22 protein-coding genes are annotated in these 23423 nt (G+C 73.1%); 13 read left to right on the top strand and 9 right to left on the bottom strand.

The window, feature by feature from the left end:
* The first annotated feature begins 436 nt into the window (after positions 1-436).
* The 4 genes from ABFJ78_RS09080 to ABFJ78_RS09095 all read left to right on the top strand — a co-directional run bounded on the left by ABFJ78_RS09080 (position 437) and on the right by ABFJ78_RS09095 (position 3012).
* Complete coding sequence (locus ABFJ78_RS09080; RefSeq protein ID WP_436385430.1) at positions 437-1660, top strand: hypothetical protein; 1224 nt, start codon at positions 437-439, stop codon at positions 1658-1660.
* A gap of 71 nt (positions 1661-1731) precedes the next feature.
* Complete coding sequence (locus tag ABFJ78_RS09085) at positions 1732-2058, top strand: hypothetical protein (RefSeq protein ID WP_436386798.1); 327 nt, start codon at positions 1732-1734, stop codon at positions 2056-2058.
* On the top strand, positions 2010-2279 hold the full coding sequence (locus ABFJ78_RS09090) for a phosphatase PAP2 family protein (protein ID WP_436386738.1): 270 nt from the start codon (positions 2010-2012) through the stop codon (positions 2277-2279). The genes ABFJ78_RS09085 and ABFJ78_RS09090 overlap by 49 nt, the downstream gene beginning before the upstream one ends.
* A 247-nt stretch (positions 2280-2526) precedes the next feature.
* The gene (locus ABFJ78_RS09095; RefSeq protein ID WP_436385431.1) at positions 2527-3012 is read left to right on the top strand and encodes a carboxymuconolactone decarboxylase family protein; all 486 of its coding nucleotides are present in this window, start codon (positions 2527-2529) and stop codon (positions 3010-3012) included.
* On the opposite strand, the gene ABFJ78_RS09100 is transcribed toward ABFJ78_RS09095, so the two are convergent.
* From ABFJ78_RS09100 to ABFJ78_RS09110, 3 genes are all read right to left on the bottom strand, one after another.
* A complete protein-coding gene (locus ABFJ78_RS09100) occupies positions 2976-4355 on the bottom strand; it encodes an MDR family MFS transporter (protein ID WP_436385432.1) in 1380 nt (459 codons plus the stop codon). The two genes, ABFJ78_RS09095 and ABFJ78_RS09100, sit on opposite strands and share 37 nt — an antisense overlap.
* Positions 4352-5812: an aldehyde dehydrogenase gene (locus ABFJ78_RS09105; protein WP_436385433.1), complete on the bottom strand. Its 1461-nt coding sequence runs from the start codon at positions 5810-5812 to the stop codon at positions 4352-4354. The genes ABFJ78_RS09100 and ABFJ78_RS09105 overlap by 4 nt, the downstream gene beginning before the upstream one ends.
* Before the next feature lie 250 nt (positions 5813-6062).
* Positions 6063-7628 carry a cytochrome c biogenesis protein DipZ gene (locus tag ABFJ78_RS09110; RefSeq protein WP_436385434.1) on the bottom strand — a complete coding sequence of 522 codons (1566 nt, stop codon included), beginning with the start codon at positions 7626-7628 and terminating at the stop codon, positions 6063-6065.
* 209 nt (positions 7629-7837) lie between these two features.
* Between ABFJ78_RS09110 and ABFJ78_RS09115 the strand changes: the two genes are divergently transcribed.
* Both ABFJ78_RS09115 and ABFJ78_RS09120 read left to right on the top strand, forming a co-directional pair.
* A complete protein-coding gene (locus tag ABFJ78_RS09115; protein WP_436385435.1) occupies positions 7838-8680 on the top strand; it encodes an oxidoreductase in 843 nt (280 codons plus the stop codon).
* Between the two features lie 61 nt (positions 8681-8741).
* Positions 8742-9284, top strand: a complete 543-nt coding sequence (locus ABFJ78_RS09120) for a TetR/AcrR family transcriptional regulator (RefSeq protein ID WP_436385436.1) — start codon at positions 8742-8744, stop codon at positions 9282-9284.
* A 5-nt stretch (positions 9285-9289) separates the two neighbouring features.
* Here the strand turns inward: ABFJ78_RS09120 and ABFJ78_RS09125 are convergent, their stop codons facing one another.
* The gene (locus ABFJ78_RS09125) at positions 9290-10555 is read right to left on the bottom strand and encodes an MFS transporter (protein WP_436385437.1); all 1266 of its coding nucleotides are present in this window, start codon (positions 10553-10555) and stop codon (positions 9290-9292) included.
* A 66-nt stretch (positions 10556-10621) separates the two neighbouring features.
* On the opposite strand from ABFJ78_RS09125, the gene ABFJ78_RS09130 reads away from it, so the two are divergent.
* Together ABFJ78_RS09130 and ABFJ78_RS09135 are read left to right on the top strand one after the other, a co-directional pair.
* On the top strand, positions 10622-11398 hold the full coding sequence (locus ABFJ78_RS09130) for an IclR family transcriptional regulator (protein ID WP_436385438.1): 777 nt from the start codon (positions 10622-10624) through the stop codon (positions 11396-11398).
* 59 nt (positions 11399-11457) lie between these two features.
* Positions 11458-13221, top strand: coding sequence for a glycoside hydrolase family 3 protein (locus tag ABFJ78_RS09135; protein ID WP_436385439.1), 1764 nt, complete (start codon positions 11458-11460; stop codon positions 13219-13221).
* Here ABFJ78_RS09135 and ABFJ78_RS09140 read toward each other — a convergent pair.
* The 4 genes from ABFJ78_RS09140 to ABFJ78_RS09155 are packed head-to-tail and all read right to left on the bottom strand — an operon-like array spanning position 13190 to position 16678.
* Positions 13190-13888 (bottom strand): alpha/beta hydrolase fold domain-containing protein, encoded by a 699-nt coding sequence (locus tag ABFJ78_RS09140; protein WP_436385440.1) that lies wholly within the window; start codon positions 13886-13888, stop codon positions 13190-13192. The two genes, ABFJ78_RS09135 and ABFJ78_RS09140, sit on opposite strands and share 32 nt — an antisense overlap.
* Positions 13885-15144 (bottom strand): amidohydrolase family protein, encoded by a 1260-nt coding sequence (locus tag ABFJ78_RS09145; protein WP_436385441.1) that lies wholly within the window; start codon positions 15142-15144, stop codon positions 13885-13887. The genes ABFJ78_RS09140 and ABFJ78_RS09145 overlap by 4 nt, the downstream gene beginning before the upstream one ends.
* Before the next feature lie 20 nt (positions 15145-15164).
* Positions 15165-15929, bottom strand: a complete 765-nt coding sequence (locus tag ABFJ78_RS09150) for an SDR family NAD(P)-dependent oxidoreductase (protein ID WP_436385442.1) — start codon at positions 15927-15929, stop codon at positions 15165-15167.
* Positions 15930-15940: 11 nt separating this feature from the next.
* Positions 15941-16678 carry an SDR family NAD(P)-dependent oxidoreductase gene (locus ABFJ78_RS09155; protein WP_436385443.1) on the bottom strand — a complete coding sequence of 246 codons (738 nt, stop codon included), beginning with the start codon at positions 16676-16678 and terminating at the stop codon, positions 15941-15943.
* Between the two features lie 121 nt (positions 16679-16799).
* On the opposite strand from ABFJ78_RS09155, the gene ABFJ78_RS09160 reads away from it, so the two are divergent.
* The 3 genes from ABFJ78_RS09160 to ABFJ78_RS09170 are packed head-to-tail and all read left to right on the top strand — an operon-like array spanning position 16800 to position 19023.
* On the top strand, positions 16800-17357 hold the full coding sequence (locus ABFJ78_RS09160) for a carboxymuconolactone decarboxylase family protein (protein WP_436385444.1): 558 nt from the start codon (positions 16800-16802) through the stop codon (positions 17355-17357).
* Positions 17354-18211, top strand: coding sequence for a fumarylacetoacetate hydrolase family protein (locus ABFJ78_RS09165; protein ID WP_436385445.1), 858 nt, complete (start codon positions 17354-17356; stop codon positions 18209-18211). The genes ABFJ78_RS09160 and ABFJ78_RS09165 overlap by 4 nt, the downstream gene beginning before the upstream one ends.
* Positions 18211-19023, top strand: a complete 813-nt coding sequence (locus ABFJ78_RS09170; RefSeq protein WP_436385446.1) for a fumarylacetoacetate hydrolase family protein — start codon at positions 18211-18213, stop codon at positions 19021-19023. Before ABFJ78_RS09165 ends, ABFJ78_RS09170 begins: the two co-directional genes overlap by 1 nt.
* 70 nt (positions 19024-19093) lie before the next feature.
* On the opposite strand, the gene ABFJ78_RS09175 is transcribed toward ABFJ78_RS09170, so the two are convergent.
* Positions 19094-20005: a class I SAM-dependent methyltransferase gene (locus ABFJ78_RS09175; protein WP_436385447.1), complete on the bottom strand. Its 912-nt coding sequence runs from the start codon at positions 20003-20005 to the stop codon at positions 19094-19096.
* 269 nt (positions 20006-20274) lie between these two features.
* Between ABFJ78_RS09175 and ABFJ78_RS09180 the strand changes: the two genes are divergently transcribed.
* Positions 20275-22956, top strand: coding sequence for a BTAD domain-containing putative transcriptional regulator (locus ABFJ78_RS09180; protein ID WP_436385448.1), 2682 nt, complete (start codon positions 20275-20277; stop codon positions 22954-22956).
* Positions 22953-23420 carry a cupin domain-containing protein gene (locus tag ABFJ78_RS09185; RefSeq protein ID WP_436385449.1) on the top strand — a complete coding sequence of 156 codons (468 nt, stop codon included), beginning with the start codon at positions 22953-22955 and terminating at the stop codon, positions 23418-23420. The genes ABFJ78_RS09180 and ABFJ78_RS09185 overlap by 4 nt, the downstream gene beginning before the upstream one ends.
* Positions 23421-23423 lie beyond the last annotated feature (3 nt).

Genomic DNA, 23423 nt, shown 5'->3' on the forward strand with positions numbered 1-23423 from the left:
GCCGACGGCGCCGAGCGCGACCGACGCCCAGTCGCCGCTTTCGATCGCGGACTTCAGGTCGTTCGCCGACTCCAGCAGGGAGATGCCCGAATACGCCTTCGTCGAATCCTGCGTCTGCGCGATCAACGGGTTGCTCACGGGTGCTTCTTCCCCTCCTCCGGCCTGGCGACCACAGGTGAAGTTAACAAGCGGTGGCGGCGGGAAGATCGCGAACCCCTCGGAATGCCCGTTCTGTCAGCCGATCGTGCCCACGTCCCCTGCGACCGGGTTCACACCCGCGAGCCGCCCACCGGTGAGCATGACGCCACCGCCGGTTCGTCCGGCCGTGACGAAAACCTTGCGCGCCAACGACTTCCTCTGGATCTGGACACCGGTCGCCGCTACCTTCGGGTGTCCCATGGGCCGTCCTCGTAACCGCTTTCGCCGGAGGCAAGCCATGTTCGGACGTCCGCTGCGGCGGATCGCTGTCCTCGCCGCTCTTTCCGCCGCCTTGCTGACCACGGTGGTGCCACCCGCCGAGGCGCTCGCGCCGGCGGACGTGCCCGCCGTCGGTGTCGACACCGGCCGCTTCGACCTGCCCATCAGCTGCGCGATCACGCTGCCGGACCTCGGTGGCACCAAGGTCTTCGACCTCGGCACCAGCGTCGACGTCCAAGGCGTAGTCGCCACCAGCCTGGGCCCCGGCCAGCAGTTCTACCTGTCCCAGGGATCGGGTGCCATCACGTTCCCGACCTGGCTGACCGGGCTCGCCGGCACGGTCGGCATCGACCGCGCCGACGCCGCGGTGTCGGAGCTGTCCATCGGCGCGGCCAACGCGACGCCGCCGAGCATCAACGTCACCGAGAACCCGCAGACCATCAAGGACATCGTCATCAAGCCCGGTGAGCCGCTCACGGTGGGGCTGCCGCTGCAGGGCACTTTCGACGTCGGCCCGTACACCGCGCCCCCAAACGGCACGGTGACGCTGAAGTTCGAGCAGGCGGTGGCGCACGTCACGCTCAAGGCGTCCTGGGGCCTGCAGCTCAAGGTCGACGCCACGTGCAAGCCGACCGCGGGCAACGCCCTGCTGACGATCGCCGTCGGCGGCCCCGCCGGGCAGCCGGTCTCGCTCGTCCACGGCGCGCCGCTGAACTTCCCGCCCGTCGCGCCCGGGTACCTGAACGGCATCATCAACGCGCCGTACCGGTGCTCGTTCGGGGGTGAGCAGCTCGACGCGGGCATCGCGGTCGGCGGCACCATCCCGCTCACGGTGCCGCGCACCGGCTCGATGTCCTTCACCGACGCCTCCGGCGCGCTGACGATTCCGAAGGCGACCGTGAACAAGCTCCTCGACAAGGGGTTCTCGGGCAGCTTCTCCGGCCGGGTCACGGAGCTGAACCTGGTGGTGCGCGGCGGCACGCCGGCGGTGCAGAACGTGGCGGCGAACGTGCCGATCCCGCCGACGCCGCTGGTGCGGGACCGCGACATCGTCCTCCCGCTGCCCACCACGGGCACGCTGTCGGCGGGGCCGTTCCGGCCGGACCCCGGCGCGAGCAGTGTGGCGGTGTCCCTCGGCTCGGCCGCGGCGGCGATCGCGTTCGACGGCAACGCGGGCGAGCTGCCGATCACGTGCGGCGCGCCGTCGCCGGAGGTCTACCTGGTGGAGAACCCGGTGACGTGAGCCTCGGCCGGCTTCTGCCGGCGGGCCGAACGCAGGGGATTGGGCGCCGGGCGCGGTGGGAACCACTGAGCATGCCGCGCGCCGCCGAGACCGAGGGCCACGATGTCCTGGACGAGAACGAACTGTCGACGTCCCCGCCACATCGGGCGACCATTGTGGTCACGACGGCGGCGCGCGGCGGGCTGCTCTGGCTGGGGGTCGCCGTGGTCCTCGCCCGTGCCGGGCAGGGGCAGGCCGCCCGCCGGGGCCTGCTCGCCGCGGCCGGCGGGATGGCGGCGAGCCACGCGCGCTCGCCCGGCTGGTCGGCCGCCACCGGCCGCGGGCCCGGGACCTGCCGGCCCGGCGAGCCCTGCCCGAGACGCCGTCGTCCCCTTCGTTCCCCTCGAAACACGCCGTGACCTCGGCCGCCTTCGCGACAGCGGTCGCGGTGGAGCGGCCGGCGACCGGGCTGTGGGTGACCCCGCTCGCGGCGGTCGTGTGCTACGGCCGGCTGCGCACGCGGGTCCACTGGCCCAGCGACGTCTACGGCGGCGTGGTGCTCGGCGCGGCCGTCGCCGTGGTCCTCCACCGGCTCCGGCGGCGGGCGAGACCCGGCTCGTGGCCGCGGTTCACGTGGTGAACAGCGACCGGTTCTCGGCGTGCTTGAACCCCATTTGCTCGTAGAGGAGCACACCCAGCGGTCGGCCGTGCCGGCGACGCCTTCGCGGAAGAAACCCTGCGGCTGGGTTCCGGCGAAGAGGGCCATGGCGCCGAGCCACGCCGGTTTGGTGGTGGTGACGCCCGTCACGACGATGGGCTGTCACAGGGTCCGCGCACCCGGTGTCTTGAGGTCGTTCACCCGCTACGACACGAGTGAGGACGAAGCCATGGAACCCCGCATCGACCTGTTCACCACCGAAACCGGCGCCCGGCTCGGCAAGCGGTTCGCGAACCTCGGGCAGGTGGTCGCGCGGTCGCCGCTGCCGAAGTCCACCCAGGAGCTGGTGAGCCTGCGGGCCAGCCAGATCAACGGGTGCGGCTGGTGCATCGACATGCACACCAAGGAAGCCGCGGCCGCCGGGGAGACCTCGGTCCGGCTGCACCTCGTCGCCGCCTGGCGGGAATCGACCGTGTTCACCGAAGCCGAGCGGGCCGCGCTCGCGCTGGCCGAGGAGGGCACCCGGCTCGCCGACCACCACGACGGCGTCTCCGACGCGACCTGGGCCCGGGTGCGCGAGCACTACGACGACGAGCAGGTCGCCGCCCTCGTCGCGCTGGTCGCCCTGATCAACGCCGCCAACCGGCTCGCGGTGATCGTGCACCAGAAGGGCGGTTCCTACGAGGCCGGCATGTTCGCGGAGGTCAGCGGCTGACGGCGCAGCAGCCCGGCGAGGACGGTCCCGAGCACGACCACCGGGGTGATCGCCAGGAACGCCGCGCCGATCGTGTGCGCGACGTCCTCGCCGAGCAGGCTGCCGAAGACCGCCACCCCGAACGCGGCGCCGATCGAGCGGGCGAAGGTGACCACCGCGCTCGCCGCGCCGATGTCGGCCGCCGGCACCGCGTTCTGCGCCGCCGTCAGCGCCACCATCGGGACCATGCCGATACCGACGCCTGCGACGAGGAAGTAGACGACCAGCGCGAGCTGGGCCGTGCCCGGCGCCAAGGTGCTCAGCAGCAGCAGCCCGGCGACGTTCAGCGCCATGCCGGTCACCAGGACCACCCGCAGCCGCGCCGGGTTCGCGACCCACCGGCCGGCTAGTGACTGGCTGACGACCAGCCCGAGCACCAGCGGCAGCATGTGCACGCCCGAAAGCGTGGCCGACACCCCGTCGGCGACCTGCAGGTACGTCGGCAGGTACACCAGCACGCTGAACATCGCGACGTTGGCGACGAACCCGACGAGCGAGGCGAGGACGACCGTGCGGGAAGCGAACATCGACAGCGGCAGCACGGGTGCGGCGGCCCGGCGTTCGACCGGGATCACCAGCACGGCGAGCCCGACCGCCGCGGCCGCGAGCGCCAGGGTGCCCGGCGACGTCCAGCCCCAGCGCGGCCCGAACGAGGTGATCAGCACCAGCGCGGTGGCCGCGCCGGCCAGCAGCAGCGCGCCGAGGTAGTCGACGCGCGCCGCGGGCTTGCGGACCGGGGCCGGCAGGGCGCGGGCCGCGAGGACGACCGCGACCAGCCCGACGGGCACGTTGACCAAGAACGCCCACCGCCACGACAGGTGGTCGGTGAACAGCCCGCCGAGCAGCGGGCCGGCGATGCTGGCGACGCCGTACACCGAGCCGAACCGGCCCTGGTAGCGCCCGCGGTCCGCGGGTTCGACGATGTCGCCGACGAGCGCGAACACACACACGATCATCCCGCCGCCGGCCAGGCCCTGGACGGCGCGGGCGGCGATCAGCTGGGGGAGGTCCTGGGCCAGCCCGCAGAGCGCGGACGCGACCACGAACGCCGTCGCGGCGACGAGGTACAGGCGCTTGCGCCCGAGCATGTCGCCGAGCTTGCCCCACAGCGGGGTGGCGGCGGTCGAGGCCAGCAGGTAGGAGGCGGTGATCCAGGCGATGTCGCGGAACCCGCCGAGGTCGGCGGCGATCTTCGGCAGGGCCGTGGCAACGATGGTCTGGTCCAGCGCGGCCAGCAGGACGGCGAGGATCAGCGCCGCCATCGCCGGGCGCACCGCGGGTCTGACGGGGACGTCGAGGGTCATCGGTCGTTCGCTTCCGGGATCGTGATGGTCTGGTACTCGGTGTAGGTGCCGAGGCCGACGGCGCCGTATTCGCGGCCGAGGCCGCTGGCCTTGAACCCGCCGAACGGGCCGTCGAAGCCGATCGGCGCGCCGTTGACGGTGACGGTGCCGGTCCGCACGCGGCGCGCGACGGCCAGCGCGTGCGCCGGGTCCGCCGACCACACCCCGCCGGAGAGGCCGTACTCGGAGTCGTTGGCGATGCGGACGGCGTCGTCCTCGTCGTCGTAGGCGATGACGACCAGGACCGGGCCGAAGATCTCCTCCTGGGCGATGCGCATCCCGTTGTCGACGTCGGCGAAGAGCGTCGGCGTGACGTAGTTGCCCTTTTCCAGCCCCGCCGGGACCTCCGGGCCCCCGGTGACGAGCCGCGCGCCCTCGGCGATGCCGAGGCGGATGTAGTCGAGGACACGCTGCTGCTGGTCGCGGCGGATCATCGGGCCGATGAAGGTCGCGTCGTCGGCCGGGTCGCCGACACCGAGGGATTCGATGAGCTTCTTCAGCCCGGCGACGACCTCTTCGTAGCGGCTGCGCGGCGCCAGGATGCGGGTCTGGGCGATGCAGGACTCGGCGTTGTTGAGCAGGGAGCCGAACTTGAGGCCCTGGACCGCCGCGTCGACGTCGGCGTCGGGCAGGATGATCGCGGCCGACTTGCCGCCCAGTTCGAGGCTGACCCGCTTGAGCTGCTCCCCGGCCAGCGACGCGATGCGGCGCCCGGCGCGGGTCGAACCGGTGAAGGCGATCTTGTCGACGTCCGGGTGCTTGACGAGGTACTCGCTCGTTTCGCGGTCCGCGGGCAGGACACTGATGACGCCGTCGGGCAGCCCGGTCTCCACCAGCAGGTCGGCGAGCAGGCTCATGCTCAGCGTGTTCTCGGGCGAGACCTTGAGGACGACGCTGTTGCCGGCGAGCAGCGCGGGGATGATCTTGGCCATGGCCGAGGAGAACGGCGAGTTCCACGGGATGATCGCGGCGACCACGCCGATCGCCTCCCGGCGCACGACCGACCGGAACGGCAGCGCCGGGTCCGACGGCTCGAGGGTCTTCTCCCAGTCGAACTCCGCGGCCGCCTTCAGGTAGGCGGTGGCCTGCCGGCCAAGGCCGGGCTGGCCGGCCTTGGTGAACCACAGCGCCGAGCCGTTCTCCGCGGAGATGAGCGCGGCGATCTCGTCCGCGCGCTTCTCGCGGAGGGCGGCCAGCCGGCGGAGGACGGCGATCCGCTCCGCGGGGGTGGTGTGCGGCCACGGGCCTTCGTCGAAGGCCTTCCGGGCCGCCGCGACGGCGCGGTCGACGTCGGCGGGCAGTGCCTGCGCGGCGCGGCCGATGACCGCGTTGTCGTGCGGGGAAACGATGTCCAGCAGCTCGGCGCTGCTCGGGGTGGTCCACTCGCCGCCGATGAAGAGCTGGTTGTGGGTGATCACTGCTGCCTCCTGGGTCGTGCTCGATATGCCACATCAATGTAGCACTTACTGTCGACAAGGAGCGCACGTGTGAGGCGGTGCACAGTGACGCGAAGGCCACCGACTTCGCGGCCATGCTGAACCGCCGCCGCCGCGAAGTGCTGTCGTGCCCGGACCCGCCGGGATCGGCAAGCCGACACTGCTGGACCGGTTCGCCGAGGACGCCGTCGCCGCGGGAAGGACGGTGTGGCAGCTGCCGGCGCCGGCCGCGTCAGCCGAACGTGAAGGAGTAGGCCCGCACGCCCGGGCTGACCGAGAACGTCAGCTCGCCGCGGCCGGAATGGCCGTCCAGCACGGTGTACAGCGTCGGCGGGCCGGCGACCGTGATCGTCCTCGTGCCGTCCACCGTCACCGTTCCGGTCCCGCCGAGTACCCAGTGGACGGACGTGGCGTGGAAGTCCAGCCGCAGCCGGGCGGCCGGTCCCGCGGTCAGGTTGTCGGTGTCGGAGGTCCAGGTGCCGTCCAGGGCGAAGGTGTCGGCGTCGAGGGCGGCGGGGAAGGTGTAGCCGCGGGTTCGGCCGGTGGCGACCCGGGTGCCGGTGGTGGCCAGGGGAGCGTGCTCGGCGCCGAGGTAGGTCTCCGGGGTCAGCGAGGTGGTCGGTGTCGTGTCGGGGACGTCGGTGGGCGGCGGGAGCCGGGTCGTCCCGGCGTCGGTGAGCGCGGTGCGGATCTGCTGTTCGAACTCCGCGTAGCCGCCTTCGCCGTTGCTCGTCCCGCGGACCTGACCGGTCGCGTCGATGAGGTACGCGGCGGGCCAGTAGTGGTTGTGGTAGGCGTTCCAGGTGGCGTAGTCGTTGTCGACGGCGACGGGGTAGCGGACGCCGAGTGCCTTGGCTTGGTCGGCGACGTTGCCCGGGTCGTGCTCGAACGCGAACTCGGGCGTGTGGACGCCGATCACCTCGAGGCCGGCGTCGCGGTAGGTGCCGGACCACTGCTCGAGGTGGGGCAGGGCGCGTTGGCAGTTGATGCAGCTGTAGGTCCAGAAACTGACGACGACGACCTTGCCGCGCAAGGCCTTGAGCGAGACGGGTTGCCCGCCGGGGGTGTTGAGCCAGGTGGTGATGCCGGCGAACTCCGGGGCGTGGGTGAGCTGGTCGAGCTGGTCGGTGCCGACGGCCCGCTGGGCGGCGGCGGTGTAGTCGGGCACGGTGCGCTGCAGCGGTGCGGCGAGGTCGAACGCGGTGACGGCGGCGACCAGCACCAGCGCGGCACCGGTCGCGACGCGCAGGCTCCGCGCGTGCGTCCGCAGGAACCGCGCCCGGCGGGCCAGCGCGCCGCCCGAGATGGCCAGGACGAGCAGCGGGATGCCGGAGCCGACCCCGAAGGCGGCGGTCAGCAGCAGGCTGCCGAACCCGATGTGGCCGGTCGCCCCGACCACGGCGATGGTGGCCAGGACGGGTCCCGCGCACGGGACGTACACGAGTCCCAGCGCCAGGCCGGTGACGAACCCACCGCGGCCGTCGGCGGCGGCCCGGCCGCGGAGCCGGGCGAAGGGCCGTTCGAGCAGTTCGCCGGCGCGCGGGACGAGCAGCCCGATGCCCAGCAGGACGAGCGCGGCGATGCCCGCGGTCCGCAGCAGGCCGGTGGGCAGGTGGAGTGCGTCGAGGAGGAGGGACCCGAAGAGGGTGGCGAGGCTGAAGCTGGTGACGAGCCCGCCGACGACCGCCCACGGGCGCCGCGCGCCGGCGGTCAGCACGACGGGCAGGACCGGGAGGACGCACGGCGAGACGCTGGTGACGATCCCGGCGAGCAGGCCGGCGAGGAGCAGGGTGGGCACTGGGCCGACGGTAGTGACGTCCGTGACCGGATCGCGGATTGTGGGGCGGCGGTAAGGGTTTCGTCAGCTTTCCGCAGTGACTGTCCACTTCGGACTCGGGTGTCGCCCCTTCGGCGAGCTGTCGCGGTGGTCACATCGAGTCGCACCATGTGTCACTAAGTGCTCTAATTGACACAACGATGACGCACTTAAACGACAGGAGCACGACGATGAGCAGGACCTGGTTGATCACCGGAGCATCCCGGGGCTTCGGCCGCAGCCTCACGGAAGCGGTCTTGGCGGCCGGCGACTCCGTCCTCGCCACCGCGCGGCAGCCCAAGCAACTGGACGACCTCGTCGCCCGGCACGGCGACCGCATCCGCCCCTTCGCCCTCGACGTCACCGACGCCGGCGCGGCGGTAGGCGCCGTCAAGGAGGCCACCGACGCCTTCGGCCGGCTCGACGTCGTCGTCAACAACGCCGGCTACGCCAACAGCGCGCCCATCGAAGAGATGCCCGAGGACGACTTCCGCGCCCAGATCGAGACCAACCTCTTCGGCGTCGTGAACGTCACGCGCGCCGCGCTGCCCGTCTTCCGGGCGCAGCGGTCGGGAACCTTCGTGCAGTTCTCCTCGATCGGCGGCCGCGTCGGCGGCACGCCCGGGATGGGTGCCTACCAGACCGCGAAGTTCGCGGTGGAAGGCTTTTCCGAGGTGCTCGCGAGCGAGACGGCCCCCTTCGGCGTGAAGGTGATCATCGTCGAGCCCGGGGCGTTCCGGACCGACTGGCAGGGCTCCTCGATGACCCGGCACGCCGTGGGCGCCGACTACGAGGAGACCGTGGGCGCCATCCACCGCTACCGGGACGAGCACGACGGCAACCAGCCGGGCGACCCGGCCCGCGGCGCGAAGGTCGTCGTCGACGCGGTCGGCTCGGACGACCCGCCGCGGCGGCTCGTCCTCGGTGGCGACGCCGTCGTGGCCGCGCTGAAGGCCGGCGAGGAGCGGGCCGCCGAGACCGAGCGGTGGGCCGAGGCGAGCCGGGCGGCCGACTTCCCGCCCGAGGAACGCTGAGCGGCCTCAGCCGGGTGACGGTTACGCCCGGGAAAGGGACACCGAAGGGTAGGTTGGGGACGTGAGAGCCGACGCCGCGCGCAACCTGGAACTGCTGCTGACGACGGGCGCCCGCATGCTCGCCGACGATCCGGCCACGAGCATCGCGGCGATCGCGGCGGAGGCCGGCGTGGACCGCCGGACCGTCTACCGGCGCTTCACCGGCCGCGAAGAGCTGCTGACGGCGGTGTACCAGGCCCGGCTGGACGCGATCGAGGCGGCGATCGAAGCGGCCCGCCTCCGCGAGGCGCCGGTGCCGGTCGCCCTGCACCGGTACGTCGAGGAGATCGTCGGGGTCAACCGCAAGTGGCCGACGGAGGTCAGCCGCATGCGCTCGGACCCGGAGATCTGGGCCCGGCGCCTGCGCGCGATCGACGAGGTGGACGCGTTCCTCCAGCGCGCCACCGACGAGGGGTTCCTCCGGCCGGACGTGCCCGCCCGCTGGCCCGGCAACGTGCTCGGTCAGCTGGTGCACCTGTCCACAAAGGAGCTTCCCGGGCTGGGCGACGCGCAGGCGGCCGACGTCATCGTCGACACGTTCCTGCGGGCGTTCGGCGCGGACTGACCGCATCAGGCGACCTGGCGGATGGGCAGGATCAGCACGGCACCGAGCAGCCCCGCGACCGCCCCGAAGACGAACAGCGCCGCGAAGTTCTGCGGAGCTTCCGTGGTCGCTCCCAGCGCCAGGATCGCCGGGGCGACCGCCGGCACCAGGGAACTCGGCAAGGTGTTCGCGATGTTCATCAAGCCCAGGTCCTTGGCCGGGTTCGCCGGGTCGGGCACCAGCTGGGTGACGAGCGCGATGTCGACGCTCAGGTACACCCCCTGTCCCAGCCCGACGACGCCGACCGCGATCAGGAACGCCGGGAACGAGTGGGCGAACGCCGCCAGCACCAGGCCGGCCGCGAAGATCAGCGCGGCCGCGACCACGAACGGTTTGCGGCGGCGGACCCGGTCGGACAGCTTGCCCGCGATCGGCGCGAAGACCACCGCCGCGGCCGTCAGGACCAAAGTGGACAGGAACACCGCGCTCGCCACGCCGCTCGGCGGGAAGTGCAGCACCAGGATCAGGTAGAACGTCTGGTACGCCTGGATCGCCGCCACGCCGAGGAACACCAGCAGCCGGCTCGCCCACGCCCACGCGAAGTCGGGACGGCGGCGCGGGCTCACCCAGAACGTCCGCAGCAGCTCGCGCGCGTCGAACGGCGGACGCTCCGCGATCGGCGTGTCCGTCAGGAACGCGAACAGCAGCAACGTGCCCGCGATCGCCGCCCCGGCCGGCAGGAGGATCATCGCCGCCAGGTCCGGGGCGACCAGCTGGGCCACGAACAGGCCGAGGACGGCACCCAGCGGCAGGCTCAGCCCGAGCACCGCGGACGCCGGCCCGCGCCGGTGCGGCGGGACCTGGTCGGCCGGCACCGCCGTGCACGCGACCGTCACCGAGCTGAACCCGGTGAACGTCGCGACCGCGGACAGCGTCAGCAGCGGCGTGCTCCCGGCCACGAGCATCACGACGGCGCCGGCGGCGAACAACGCCGCGCCCAGCAGGAGGAACGGCCGGCGCCGGCCCAGGCGGCTGGTCGTGCGATCACTGAGCCGCCCCAGCAGCGGGAACGCCACCAGGGACGCCAGCGCGCCGACGCCGGTGACCACCGAGACCGTGGTGGTCGCGCGGGCGGCGTCGAGCTCGGTGGTCTTGAGGGACAGGGTCAGCACGGCCGGGACCAGGTTCGCCATCGCGGCGCCGACCGCCGCGAGGCCGAGGAACAGCAGGAATCCCCGGCGGGGAACGGCCGGATCGGGTCTGGCCGAAGTGGTTTCGAGGGAAGCGCTCATCGTCGGGCACCTTTCGCCGCGGTTGCCCGGAAGGATGACCAGCGGCTTCGGGTACGGTCACCGGTTGTGCCAACCAATGGAAAGCGCGGCCGTCGGCCGGCGCACGGCGAGCCGGTCGTCGACCGCGCGCTGGCGCTGCTGGCCGCGTTCGACGCCGAGCACCGGACGCTCTCGCTGGCGGAGCTGAGCCGCCGCTGCGAGATGCCGCCGAGCTCGGCGCTGCGGCTGGCCAACCGCCTGCGCGAGTGGGGCGCGCTCGAACGCGACGACGCCGGCCGCTTCTGCGTCGGCCTGCGCCTGCTGGAGGTGGCGACGCTCGCCCCGCGCGGGCACGGGCTGCGGCAGGTCGCGCTGCCGTTCATGAACGATCTCGCCGAGGTCACCCACCAGCACGTCCAGCTCGCGGTCCGCGACGGCATGCAGGCCCTGCTGGTCGAGCGGCTCTCCGGGCACCAGGCCGCCCCGGTCGACTACCGCACCGGCGGGCGGCTGCCGCTGCACTCCACCGGCGTCGGCCTGGCACTGCTGGCGTTCGCGCCCCGGGAGGTCCAGGAGGAACTGCTGGCCAAGCCGGTCTACAGCGAGCCGGACAACCGCCTGATCCCCGCCGACAAGCTGCGCCGCACGCTGGCGGAGGTCCGGCGCGAACGGCTCGCGATCTTCCGCCGCCAGGACGAGACCGTGGCGATCGTGTCGGTGGCCGCGCCGATCTTCGGCCGGGGCGACGTGCCGGCGGGCGTGCTGGGGGTGCTGGTGCCGAAGCGGGTGGCGCAGCCGCGGCACCTGGGGCTGGCGGTGCAGACGGCGGCGCGGGGCATCTCGCGGGAGCTGGGCGCGCACTGATCTGCCATTGAATGGCACGTCGATGGGCGCGGCCCGGACCGGTCGGCATGCTCGGCCGCATGTTCCCCTACCAGGACCCGGCGCGCCCGGTCGGCGAGCGCGTCGACGACCTCCTCGCCCGGATGACCCTGCCGGAGAAGGCCGGGCTCCTCTTCCACGCCCCGGTGGCGGTGCGCCCGGACGGCGGGTTCGTCGAGGACCCGGCCGGACCGCTGCCCACCGCGCCGACGACGGAAGTCCTGCGGGACAACCACCTCCGCTGCCTGTCGCTGATGGCGCCGGTCTCGGCCGGCCCGTTGTCCCGCTGGCACAACGAAGTCCAGCGGCTCGCGGCCCGAAGCCGGCTGGGCATCCCGGTGCTCGTTTCGTCGGACCCGCGGCACTCGGCCAACGACAACCCGCTGACGTCGGTGCCGTCGGGCGGTTGTTCGCGCTGGCCCGAACCGCTCGGATTCGGCGCGCTCGCCGACGAAGACGCGGTGCGGGCCTTCGCCGGAGTCGTCCGCGCCGAGTACGCGGCGGTCGGGATCCGGCTGGCGCTGCACCCGATGGCCGACCTGGCGACCGAACCGCGGTGGTGCCGCACCTCGGGCACGTTCGGCGCCGACCCGGACGTCGTCGCGCGGCTGGCCGCCGCGTACGTCGAAGGCCTTCAGGGCAACGAACTCGGACCGGGCTCGGTCGCGGCGATGGTCAAACACTGGCCGGGCGCGGGCCCGCAGGCCGGCGGCGAGGACGCGCACTTCGCGTCCGGCAAGGACCAGGTCTACCCCGACGGGCGGTACGACGAGCACCGCGCCGTCTTCCGCCCGGCGCTGCGGGCCGGCGCGGCCGCGGTGATGCCGTACTACGGCCGCCCGGTCGGCGTGCCCGGGCTCGCCGGGGTCGGGTTCGCGTTCGACCGGAAGGTGATCGCCGGGCAGCTGCGGCGCGACGAGGGCTTCGACGGCCTGGTGTGCACCGACTTCGGGCTGCTGACCGACGTGGTGCTGCCCGGCGGCTCGGTGTGGCCCGCCCGCGCGTGGGGCGCGGAGGACCTCGACGTCGCCGGGCGCGTGCTGCGGCTGCTCGACGCGGGCGTCGACCAGTTCGGCGGCGAGTGGTGCCCGGACGTCGTCGTCGGCCTCGTCGAGACGGGCCGGCTGCCGGAAACGCGACTCGACGAGTCGGCCGGCCGCGTGCTGGCGCTGATGTTCCGGCTCGGGTTGTTCGAGAACCCGTACATCGACGAGAGGCACGCGGTCGCCACCGTCGGCCGGGCCGACTTCGCCGCCGCCGGAGCCGGCGCGCAACGCCGGTCGATGTTGCTGCTCACCGGATCGCTTCCGCTGGAACCCGGGATCCGGCTCTACGTCGAGGGAATCAACCCCACCGTCGCCGCGCGCTATGCGTCCATTGTGGATTCACCGGCCGCGGCGGACGCCGCGGTCGTCCGGATCGGCACGCCGTACGAGCCGAGACCTCGGCTCCCGGAGGCGTTCTTCCACCAGGGCCGGCTCGACCTGCCCCGGCAGGCGAGCGACCACCTGCGCGCCCTCATGGCCACCGTTCCGACGGTCGTCGACGTCTTCCTGGACCGGGCGGCCGTCGTCCCCGAACTCGCCGAGCACGCCGCCGCGTTGCTGGCCGACTTCGGCGCGGCCGACGACGCCGTCCTCGACGTCGTCTTCGGACACGCCACCGCCGAAGGGCGGCTGCCGATCGAACTGCCGTCGTCCATGGCCGCCGTCGAGGCCCACCCGGAGGACCGGCCGGGCGGCACCGCGGACCCGCTGTTCCCGCTCGGGTACGTCAGCGGCTCAGTGCGGCGCGCAGGAACTTGACGGAGGTGGCCACGACGGCCGCGGGATCGGCGCCCGTCCAGCGGTGGCGGGCGCCGGGCACCAGGTGCAGCTCCACCGGCGCGCCCGCGTCCCGCAGCGCCTCGGCCAGCCGGACGCTCTGCGAGGCCGGCACCAGGTCGTCTTCCGCACCGTGCATCAGCAGGACCGGCGGTGCGCCGGCGTGGGCGTGCGTCAGCGGGCTCGCCTCGCGCGCGAGGTCCGGCACCGACTCCGGCGCTGCCCCCAGCAAGGCCGCTTCGCGGGAAACGTCGCCGGCCAGGCCGAGCAGGTCGGTCGGCGGGAACCACGCCACCACGGCGTCCACTGTGGACCCGGTGAGCGCCGCCAGCAGGCCGAGGTGCGCGCCCGCCGATTCGCCCCAGACGACCAGTGGCCTGTCGTCCCGGACGAACTCGATCGCCGCCCGGACGTCCTCCAACGGTGCCGGGAAGATCGCTTCCCCGCTGAGCCGGTAGTCGGCCGCGGCGACGCGGAACCCCTGCGCCGCCAGCTCTTCGGCCAGGTGCTCGAACCCGGGTAGCGGCGTGCGCCGGGAGCCGCGCCGCCAGCCGCCGCCGTGCAGGTACACGATCGTCGCGACCGGGTCGTCCGCCGGGGTCAGGTCCAGTTCCAGCGGACGGAACCCCGGCACCTCGCGGTAGATCACGCGCTCGCCTGGTGGAACCGCCCGCCCTGCATGATGACGGCCAGGTTGGCCGGGTCCTGCAGCAGCGTGACGTCCGACGTCGGGTCGCCGCGGACGACGAGGACGTCGGCGAAGTAGCCCTCGGTGAGCAGCCCGACCGGCAGGTCCATCACCTGTCCACCGTGGAACGTCGTCGCCCGCAACGCTTCGGCGGGGGAGTAGCCGAAGAGCCGGACGAACAGCTCCAGGTCGCGCGCGTTGCGCCCGATGGGGTTGTTCGGGAACCCGTAGTCGCCGCCGGGCAGCACCCGCAGGCCGCGCTTGCGCAGCTCCGGGTACAGCTGCTCCATCGCCGCCAGGGACTTCACCGAGCCCATCTTCTCGGCCATCGCCGCGTCGATGCCGAACTCCGCGCCTTCGTGGACGTTGGCCCACATGATGCCGACGGCGGGGGAGAGGAAGATCGAGTCCTTGTGCTCCTCGAGGAGATCGATGGCTTCGGAGTCGGCGTAGGAGCAGTGGTAGATCGAGCGGAACCCGGCCCGCACGGCCAGCTTGATCGACTCGGGCGACTGGGCGTGGCAGTTGAGCCACACGCCGGACTCGCGCGCCTGCTCGCCGGCCGCGTTCGCCTCCTCGGCGCTGTACTGGGTGACCATCGAGCCGCCTTCGAAGAAGACGTCGTCGTTGCTCATCAGCAGCTTCACGCTGTCGAACCCGAGTTCGGCCTGCTCCCGCACGAACGCGCGGACGGCGTCCGGGCCGGTTTCCTGCGGGGCCGGGCCGTCCGGGCCCAGCCGGACCGGGTTGTTGTCCCGTTCGAACGACGCCGCCCGCATCCGGGGCCCGGCGGCCAGGCCGGCGGCGATCCGGTCGCGCAGCCGCACCTCGGTGGGCACCGGCGTCAGCGAGCCGGCCGAGTAGGCGCTGGTGAAGCCGTGGTCGAGCAGGATCCGGGCGTTGCGCTCGGCGATCGCCAGGTGCTCGTCCGGGCTCGGCATGCGGTGGAAGAAGCCGACGTCGATCGGCGGGTTGAACGACGGGTCGAGGTGGCCCACGGCCGAGGGGAACGTCAGGTGGCAGTGCGACTCGACCAGACCGGGCATGACGGTGGCGCCGCGGCAGTCGACCACGCGGTCGTCCGGCCCGGTTTCCGTGCCGCCGCCGGGCCGGACGCTCTCGATGCGGTCGCCGCGGACCACGACGTCGGCCGGGACGGCGGGCGAGCCCGAGCCGTCGAAGACCCGGCCGCCGGTGAACACGACTCTGGGTGCCATCTCCGTCCTCCTTGCCGAAGTCATGCGCCGAGCATGGTGTAGCCGCCGTCGGCGACCAGGAAACCGCCGGTGATGTGCCCGGCGTCCTCGGTGGCGAGGAACAACGCGGTCCCGGCCAGCTCCTCGGGCTTCGGGATGCGGCCCATCGGGGTCGCGTCCCGGAGTTTCTCCGCACGGCCGGTGCGCCAGTCCTCGCGGCCGAGCGTGGCTTCGGTCTCGATGAAGCCGGGCGCGAAGACGTTCACCCGCACGGTGGGGGCGAAGGCGTGCGCGTACGACTTGGTCAGGCCGATGATCCCGGCCTTCGCCGCCGCGTACTGCGGAGCGCGGGCGCTGCCGCGCGCGACGACGGTCGAGCCGATGTTCACGATCGCGCCGCCGCCCTGGGCGAGCATCCGGTCGCCGAACTCGTGCGTGCACAGCAGCGTGCCCTTGATGTCGACGGCGAGGACGTGGTCGACCGACTCCTCGGTCAGGTCCCGCCACGACATCTGGTCGCGGGCGACGTCGCCGACGTTGTTGATCGCCACGTCGACGCGGCCGAAGTGGGTCCACGCCTCGTCGGCCATCCGCCGGATCTGCGCGTGCTCCGAGATGTCCGCCTGGACGAGGAACGCCTTGCGCCCCAGCTCTTCGACGCGCGCGGCGGTGCGCTCGGCGCCCGCGCGCGAGCCGCGGTAGTGCACCACGACGTCGGCGCCCTCGCGGGCGGCGCGGACGGCGATCTCGGCACCGAACCCGGTGCCGGCGCCGGTGACGAGGACGGTCTTGCCGGTGAAGCGCACGAAGGACTCCTTCAGACGAGGGTGCGGCCGCCGTCGGCGTACAGGACGTGTCCCGTGACGAAGGCGGCTTGGTCGGAGCAGAGGAACAGGATCGGGCCGGTCAGGTCGGCCGGGGTGCCCAGCCGCCCGGCCGGCACCAACGCGGTGAGGCCGGCGCGGACGCCGGGCTTTTCGAGGTGGTCGTGGGTCAGGCCGGTCTCGGTGTAGCCGGGCGCGACGGCGTTGACCGTGACACCGGAGGCGGCCCACTCGCGGGCCATCACCCGGCACAGCTGGTCGACCGCGCCCTTGCTGGCCGCGTAGGGCGCGTGGTGCGGGTGGGCGAGCAGGCCGGACACCGAGGACAGGTAGACGATCCGGCCGTACCCGCGGGCGACCATCAGCTCGCCCGCCGCCTTGCCGGTCCGGAACGCGCTGCCGGCGTTCACCGAGATGATCCGGCGCCAGACGTCGTCGGGCGTGTCGAGGACCGGCCGCCGGTCGTTGACGCCGACCGCGTGGACGAACACGTCCAGCCGGCCCAGCAGCTCGTCGGCGCGGGTGACGCACTCGCGGGCGCCGTCGGCGTCGGTGAGGTCGGCTTCCAGCGTGCGAAGTCCCTTCCGCGCCAGGTCGCCGAGCCGCTCGGCGTCGACGTCGGCGACGACCACGTCCGCACCCGCTTCGGCGAGCGCGAGCGCGGCCGCGGCGCCGATCCCGCCCGCGCCGGCCACCAGCGCGCCCTTGCCCCGCAGACCCAGCCAGTCCACTCCCGCTCCTCGCTCCCGACGTCCCGGCGACGCTAGGCGCGGGGTCCGTTCAGCGGGAACGGCTGTTCCATTCAATGGCAGACCGGCTCGCGCCCGCGTGCGGCGCTGCTGGGATCGGGGCATGACGAGACTGCCCGGGCTGACCCCGGCTTCCTTGAGTGACGACCAGCGCGCGCTTTACGACGCCATCGCCGGCGGCCCCCGCGCGGGCGGGCCGTTCCCGCTCACCGACGCCGCGGGCGTGCTGACCGGGCCGTTCAACGCGATGCTCTTCGCCCCGTCGGCCGGGCAGGCCCTGCAGCGGCTCGGTGCGGCCGTGCGGTACGAGACCGCGCTCGGCGATCGCGTGCGGGAGCTGGCGATCCTGGCCGTGGCGGCGCGGTGGGACTGCGCGTTCGAGCGGTACGCGCACGAGCCCGCCGCGCGCGCCGCCGGCGTGACGGACGCCCAGCTCGCGGCGGGGACGGTGCCCGACGACCTCTCCGACGTCGAAGCGGCGGCGCTGCGGTTCGTGGACGCCCTGCTGGAGGGGGACGTCGACGACGTGACTTACGCCGAGACCGTGCCAACCATTGGCAACCGCGTGGCCGTCGAGCTGACCACCCTGGTGGGCTACTACGCGACGCTGGCCCTGCAGCTGCGCGTCTTCCGAGTCACCGTCCCCGTGGAGCAGCCGTGAAGCTCGTGACCTTCGACGACGGCCTGGTCGGCCGCCTCGCCGACGACCTCGTCCTGGAACTCGACACCGCCTCGGCGCGCGAGTTCTTCGAACGCGGCGGGAGCGTGCCCGAGACCGGGCGCCGCTTCCGCGCGTCCGAAGTGCGCCTGCGCGCCCCGATCGTGCCGAAGAAGTTCTTCCACACGGCCGGGAACTTCCGCGAGCACCACGACGATCTCGCCCGCGTCAACTGGTCGCATCCGGTCAACAAGGGCATCGTGTTCTTCCAGAACGTCGACGCGATCATCGGCCCCGGCGACCCGGTCGTGTACCCGTCACACCTGACGAACGAGCTGGACTACGAGCTCGAAATGGCCGTCGTGATCGGGAAGCCCGGCAAGTTCTTCACCGCGGAGCAGGCGGCCGAGCACATCGCCGGGTACCTGGTGTTCAACGACATCACCGCCCGCGACATCCAGCGCCGCGAGATGGCGTCCGGGGTGTTCTCGTTCTCCAAGGCGATCGACACGTTCTGCCCGATCGGCCCGTACATCGTCACCGCGGACGAGGTCGGCGACCCGCACGACCTGGACATGGAGCTGCGGGTGAACGGCCAGGTGCGGCAGAAGTCGAACACCTCGCGCATGTCCGTGACGATCCCGGAGCTGGTGGCCTACCACTCGCCGCAGGTCTACAGCGCGGGCGACCTGATCACGACGGGCACGGTGGCCGGGGTCGCCGCGAGCACCGACGACCCGTTCGCGTACTACCTGAAGCCCGGGGACGTGGTCGAGGCCGAGATCGAGAAGCTCGGGGTGCTGCGCAACCGGGTCGTCTCGTGGGAAGACGCGTACGGCGCACCGTGGACGGAGTGATGCGCCTGGCGAACCTGGACGGCCGCGCCGCCTTGATCTTCGGGGACCGCGCGCTGGACGTCTTCGAGGCGGGTGGTTTCGGCCCGGACCCGATGGACGTCCTGGCGGACTGGCCGAGGTTCACGGCGTGGGCGCGGTCGGTGCCCGCGTCCGGCAGCCCGTATGACCCCTTGCTGCTGGGGCCGCCCGTGCCGCGGCCCCGGCAGGTCTTCGCGGTGGCGCTCAACTACCCGCCGCACGCGGCCGAAGCCGGCTTCTCGCCGCCGGCGGACCCGCTGGTGTTCACCAAGTTCCCGACGTGCGTCGCGGGGCCGCACGAGCCGGTCGAGCTGCCCGGCGACCGCGTCGACTGGGAGGTCGAGCTGGTGGCGGTGATCGGCCGCGGCGGTCACCGGATTCGCTCGGAGCAGGCTCTTTCGCACGTCGCGGGGTACCTGGTCGGCCAGGATTTGTCGGAGCGGCGGGTGCAGGCGCTGGGGAAGCCACCGCAGTTCTCGCTGGCGAAGTCGTTCCCCGGGTTCGGGCCCACCGGTCCGCACCTGGTCACCGAGCTTGCTCCGGACGCCTCGATCACGTGCTTGCTGAACGACGAAGTGGTGCAGAAGGCGTCGGTGGCGGACATGATCTTCGGCGTGCCGGAGCTGGTGGCGCGGCTGTCGGCGGTGTGCCCGCTCTTGCCGGGGGACCTGATCTTCACCGGGACTCCGGCGGGGGTGGGCAACCGCCGGACGCCGCCGCGCTACCTCACCGCGGACGACGTGCTGACCAGCCGCATCGACGGCCTCGGCGAGCTGGTGACCCGCTTCCGCTGACGCGGCCACGGAGACCTGGCGGGGAGGCGGTGGGCGCTCAACGTCCGGCGAGGCCCAAGCGGGTGCCCGGCTACCCCTCAGCCGCGCCCAAGGTGCCGCGTATGTAGCGCACCTCGGCCATCCGCAAATCGTCCTCCTCGAGCGGCGGCAGGCCGTGCGCCGCGAACAGCTCGCGAACCGTGCGGCCCGCCACCTCCCAGCCCAGCCCGGCCAAGTAGGGCGCCGCCTCGTTGCGGTCGCCGAAGTACCGCAGCTTGGCCATGTCCGCGTCGAAGTCCTTCGACCGGAACAGTTCCGAGATGCGGTTCAAGCTCTGCTTCGTCCGGTCCTCCTCGCCCGGGCGCGGGTTGGGCCGGCTCTCGGTGGCCACCCGGCTGCCCGGCGCGCTCAGCTCGGTGATGGTGTCCAGCAAGCGGTCCTGCGCCTCGGGCGGCAGGTACCCCAGCAGGCCTTCCGCGCTCCACGCCGTCGGCCGCGCCGGATCGAACCCGGCCGCGCGCAATGCGGCCGGCCAGTCGTCGCGCAGGTCGGCCGCCACCACCCGCCGTTCCGCGGTCGGCTCCGCTCCCAGCCCGGCCAGCGTGCGCGTCTTGAACTCGACCACCTCGGGCTGGTCCAGCTCGTACACCACCGTCCCGGCCGGCCACGGCAACCGGTACGCGCGGGAATCCAGTCCCGAAGCCAGGATCACCACCTGCGCGAGGCCGGCGTCGAGGAAGAACTCGTCGTAGAACCGGGTGCGGACCTTGGCGCCGTCGATCGCCGCCCGGCCGACCAGGTCGCCCGGGGGCACTTCGCCGGTCGCCAGCTGTGTGAGCAGGTCGATGCCGACCGCGCGGACGAGCGGTTCGGCGAACGGGTCGTCGATGAGCGCGTCGTCGGCGCGGGTCGCGATCGCCCGGGTCATCGCGGCCATGGTCGCGGTCGCGCCCACACTGGACGCCAGGTCCCACGTGTCGCCCTCGCGGCGGGGGGAAGTCATGGTGCGATCATGCCCCCGATCGACCGCCCGGCCCACCACCGCCCGGCCCACGACGATCCCGGCGCCTTGGCCGACTACGGCCCGGTGGAGGGCGCGACCCCCAACGACGCGCCCGCCACCGGGTCGCCCCGGCATTCCCCCTCTTTCGCCGTGCCCCTAGGGTTCCCGACGCCGTCCTCGTTTCGTCCTCGCCTCGGCATCCGGGGCGCGACCTGCGTGTTTCGGAGCCGGGGCGCGCGGCGCTAGCCTGGGGGACGAGGGGGGATGCGATGAGGTTCCGGATTCTCGGGACGCTGGAGGTGCGGGCGGCCGGGGATCGGGTCACCCTGGCGAGCCCGCGCCAGCAGCGCGCGCTCGCCGCTTTGCTGCTCAGTCCGAACTCCGTCGTCCCGGTGGAGCGCATGATCGACGCGCTCTGGGAGGACGAGCCGCCCGCGACCGCCGTGAAGCAGGTGCGGAACTGCGTTTCCGCGCTGCGGTCCCGGCTCGGCGAGGCCGGCGCGCTGATCGTCACCGACGGCCCCGGGTACCGCTTGCGGACCGACGCCGACGATCTCGACTCCCTGCGCTTCCGCCGGCACGTCGCCGCCGCGCGGGGGCTTGCCGGGCAGGCGAAACTCGTCGACGCCGTCGAAGAAATCCGGGCCGCGCTCGCGTTGTGGCGGGGCCCGGCGCTGGACGGGCTGCGCACGACGACGTTGGCCGGCCGCGCCGCGGTGCTCGACGAGCAGCGCGCCGACGCCGTCGAACTCTGCGCCGAATGGCGGCTGCGGCTCGGCGAAACGGGCGAGGTCGTCCGCGAGCTGACCGAGTTCTGCGGCGAACACCCGATGCGCGAGCTGTCCCACCTGCTTCTGATGCGCGCCCTCGCGAAAGAGGGCCGCTACGCCGAAGCCTCGACGCTGTTCCACGGCCTGCGCCGGCGGCTGGCCGACGAGCTCGGCGTGGACCCGAACCCCGAGCTGCGACGGCTGCACGAGCAGATCCTCGCCGAAGCCACCCCCGACGAACCGGAGCCGGCGCCGGAACACCATTCCTTCGACCGCGCGGTCACCGAGCTGGCCGAAGCCGTGACGTGGCAGTGGCGCGCGGAAGCCGAGCTGCGGTCGCTGCACCGGCCACAGCCGATCGTCCTGCGCTGGTCGGCACTCCGGGGCAAACCGCGTGGCGATCTCGACGACATCGCGGACACGTTCAGGGCGTTGCCCGTGCCGCAGCTGGTCGTCCTCGGCGAACCGGGTTCCGGGAAGTCGGTGCTCGCCCTGATGCTGACGCTGGAGCTGCTGCGCGCCCGCGCGCCGGGCGGCCCGGTGCCGGTCCTGCTTTCGCTGGCGTCGTGGGATCCGCGGCGTGACCACCTCGACCGGTGGCTCGCGGCCCGGCTCGCCGACGACCACCCGGCGCTGCTCAACGCCCGCGAGTACGGGCGCGACGCCCCCACCCGGCTCGTCCTCGGCGGGCACGTCCTCCCGGTGCTCGACGGCCTCGACGAGATGCCGGCCGACCTGCGCGCCGTGGCGCTCGACGCGCTGGACCAGACCATGGGCGCGGGCCGCGCGCTCGTGCTGACGTGCCGCTCCGCCGAGTACGACCAGGTCGTGCGCGAAGCCGGCCCGGTGCTGAGCGCCGCGACGGTCGTGCGGCTCGAACCGGTCGCCCGGCAGGAGGCGATCACGTACCTGTCGGCGCGGGACGGCCGGGACCGCTGGGGCCCGGTCGCCGAGCGGCTGCGCCGCGATCCGGGCGCACCGCTGGCCCGGGTGCTGCGGACGCCGTTGATGGTCGACCTCGCGCGGATCGGTTACGGCCGTCCCGGCGCGGATCCCGCGGAGCTGCTCGGCGCTTCGGACGCCGAGGCGCTCGAGGGGCAGCTGCTCGATTCGTTCGTCCCCAACGCCTACGCGCAGGTGCCGCAGCCGCCGGGGCGGAACCCGAAGACGAGCCCGTCCGGCCGGTACACCGCGGCGCAGGCGACGCGCTGGCTGGGCTTCCTGGCGCGGCACCTCGAGCGGGCGCGCAGCCGCGACCTGGCGTGGTGGCAGCTGTACCGGGCGGTGCCGGCGCGGACCCGGTCCGGTCTGGTCGGGGCACTGGTCGCGCTGTTCTTCGTCGTCACCGGCTGGGTCGACGACGGCCCGGCGCTGGCCGCGATCTACGGCGTCTCGTTCGGCGGCGCCGCTTACCTGACCCACCGCTTCGGGCGTGCGCCCGAGCCGTTGCGCACCGAAGTGCGCTTCGCCGGGGCCACCCGGAAGTTCGCCGGCCGGTTCGCGATCGGGGCCGTCGTGGGGGTGCTGCTCGGCTTGGGCTGGTCGCTGGCCACCGGCCTGGTCGTGTTCCTGGCGCTGGTGTTCGGCCTGGTGTTCGCGGTGCACGTGTGGCTCGCCAAGCCGGTCGACGCGAGCCGCGTGTCCAGCCCCCGGACGATCCTGCGCAACGAACGCACCGGCGCGATCGCGTTGTCGGTGTCCTTCCTGGTGACGCTGGGGTTGTTCGACGGGATGGCGTTCGCGTTCACCGCCCAGACGCGGTTCCTGCCGGTGCTGGGCGGCCGGTACGACCTGGCGCTGGCCGTCGCCGGCGGGCTGGCGGGCGCGTCATTCGGGTTCTTCATGGCCCGCGGCGTCGCGGCGGTGTGCTACGGCCTGGCGGGCGCGATCGCCGGCGGCCAGGTGTTCCCGGCGGCGACGGACCCGGTGCTGCCGTTCGTGGCCGGCGTGTGCTTCGGCGGCGGAATCGGCTTGGCGGTGCTGGTGACGCGGGCGTGGGGCAACTACTTCGTCCACCACATCTGGCTCGCGGCCACGGGCCGCCTGCCGTGGCGCCTGATGCACTTCCTCGACGACGCCCACCGCCGCGGCGTGCTCCGGCAGGCCGGCGGCGTCTACCAGTTCCGCCACGCCCGCGTCCAGGAGCGGCTGGCCGAGGCCCACCAGGAGGAGATGTCATGACCGGCGAGGAAATCGTGCTCGGCCCGCTGCCGAAGGGGATCACCCCGGCCGGGGAGGGGAAGGTGTGGAACGTCCTCGGCCACAGGTACTCCCTGAAGGCGGCGAGCGAAACGAGCTTCGCGTTCGAGACGTACGACCCGCCCGGCACCGGCGTGCCGCCGCACGTGCACCCGACCCAGGACGAGCACATCTACGTCCTGGAGGGAGTGTTCACCCTGTACCTCGACGGCCAGTGGGAGACCGCGGGGCCGGGCGACACCGTGCGGATGCCGAGGGGTCTCCCGCACGCGTACTACAACCGCGGCGAAGGCAGCACGCGCGGGCTGTTCTGGGTGAGCCCGGCCGGACGGCTGGCGCAGCTGTTCGACCGGCTGCACGACCTCGCGGACCCGGCCGAGGTGGTCCGGCTCTCGGCCTTGCACGACGTCGAGTTCCTGCCGCCGGGTGCCGTGGAGGGCGCTTGACCG

Origin of the sequence: Amycolatopsis sp. MEPSY49 (assembly GCF_051337345.1) — a bacterium.
Classification (GTDB): Bacteria; Actinomycetota; Actinomycetes; order Mycobacteriales; family Pseudonocardiaceae; genus Amycolatopsis.

What these genes read in the sequence shown, in the direction of transcription:
- ABFJ78_RS09080 (WP_436385430.1), top strand. Translation starts at nt 437, where the DNA reads ATGTTCGGACGTCCGCTGCGGCGGATCGCTGTCCTCGCCGCTCTTTCC.
- ABFJ78_RS09085 (WP_436386798.1), top strand. Translation starts at nt 1,732, where the DNA reads ATGCCGCGCGCCGCCGAGACCGAGGGCCACGATGTCCTGGACGAGAAC.
- ABFJ78_RS09095 (WP_436385431.1), top strand. Translation starts at nt 2,527, where the DNA reads ATGGAACCCCGCATCGACCTGTTCACCACCGAAACCGGCGCCCGGCTC.
- ABFJ78_RS09100 (WP_436385432.1), bottom strand. Translation starts at nt 4,355, where the DNA reads ATGACCCTCGACGTCCCCGTCAGACCCGCGGTGCGCCCGGCGATGGCG.
- ABFJ78_RS09115 (WP_436385435.1), top strand. Translation starts at nt 7,838, where the DNA reads ATGAGCAGGACCTGGTTGATCACCGGAGCATCCCGGGGCTTCGGCCGC.
- ABFJ78_RS09125 (WP_436385437.1), bottom strand. Translation starts at nt 10,555, where the DNA reads ATGAGCGCTTCCCTCGAAACCACTTCGGCCAGACCCGATCCGGCCGTT.
- ABFJ78_RS09135 (WP_436385439.1), top strand. Translation starts at nt 11,458, where the DNA reads ATGTTCCCCTACCAGGACCCGGCGCGCCCGGTCGGCGAGCGCGTCGAC.
- ABFJ78_RS09145 (WP_436385441.1), bottom strand. Translation starts at nt 15,144, where the DNA reads ATGGCACCCAGAGTCGTGTTCACCGGCGGCCGGGTCTTCGACGGCTCG.
- ABFJ78_RS09160 (WP_436385444.1), top strand. Translation starts at nt 16,800, where the DNA reads ATGACGAGACTGCCCGGGCTGACCCCGGCTTCCTTGAGTGACGACCAG.
- ABFJ78_RS09170 (WP_436385446.1), top strand. Translation starts at nt 18,211, where the DNA reads ATGCGCCTGGCGAACCTGGACGGCCGCGCCGCCTTGATCTTCGGGGAC.
- ABFJ78_RS09175 (WP_436385447.1), bottom strand. Translation starts at nt 20,005, where the DNA reads ATGACTTCCCCCCGCCGCGAGGGCGACACGTGGGACCTGGCGTCCAGT.
- ABFJ78_RS09180 (WP_436385448.1), top strand. Translation starts at nt 20,275, where the DNA reads ATGAGGTTCCGGATTCTCGGGACGCTGGAGGTGCGGGCGGCCGGGGAT.
- ABFJ78_RS09185 (WP_436385449.1), top strand. Translation starts at nt 22,953, where the DNA reads ATGACCGGCGAGGAAATCGTGCTCGGCCCGCTGCCGAAGGGGATCACC.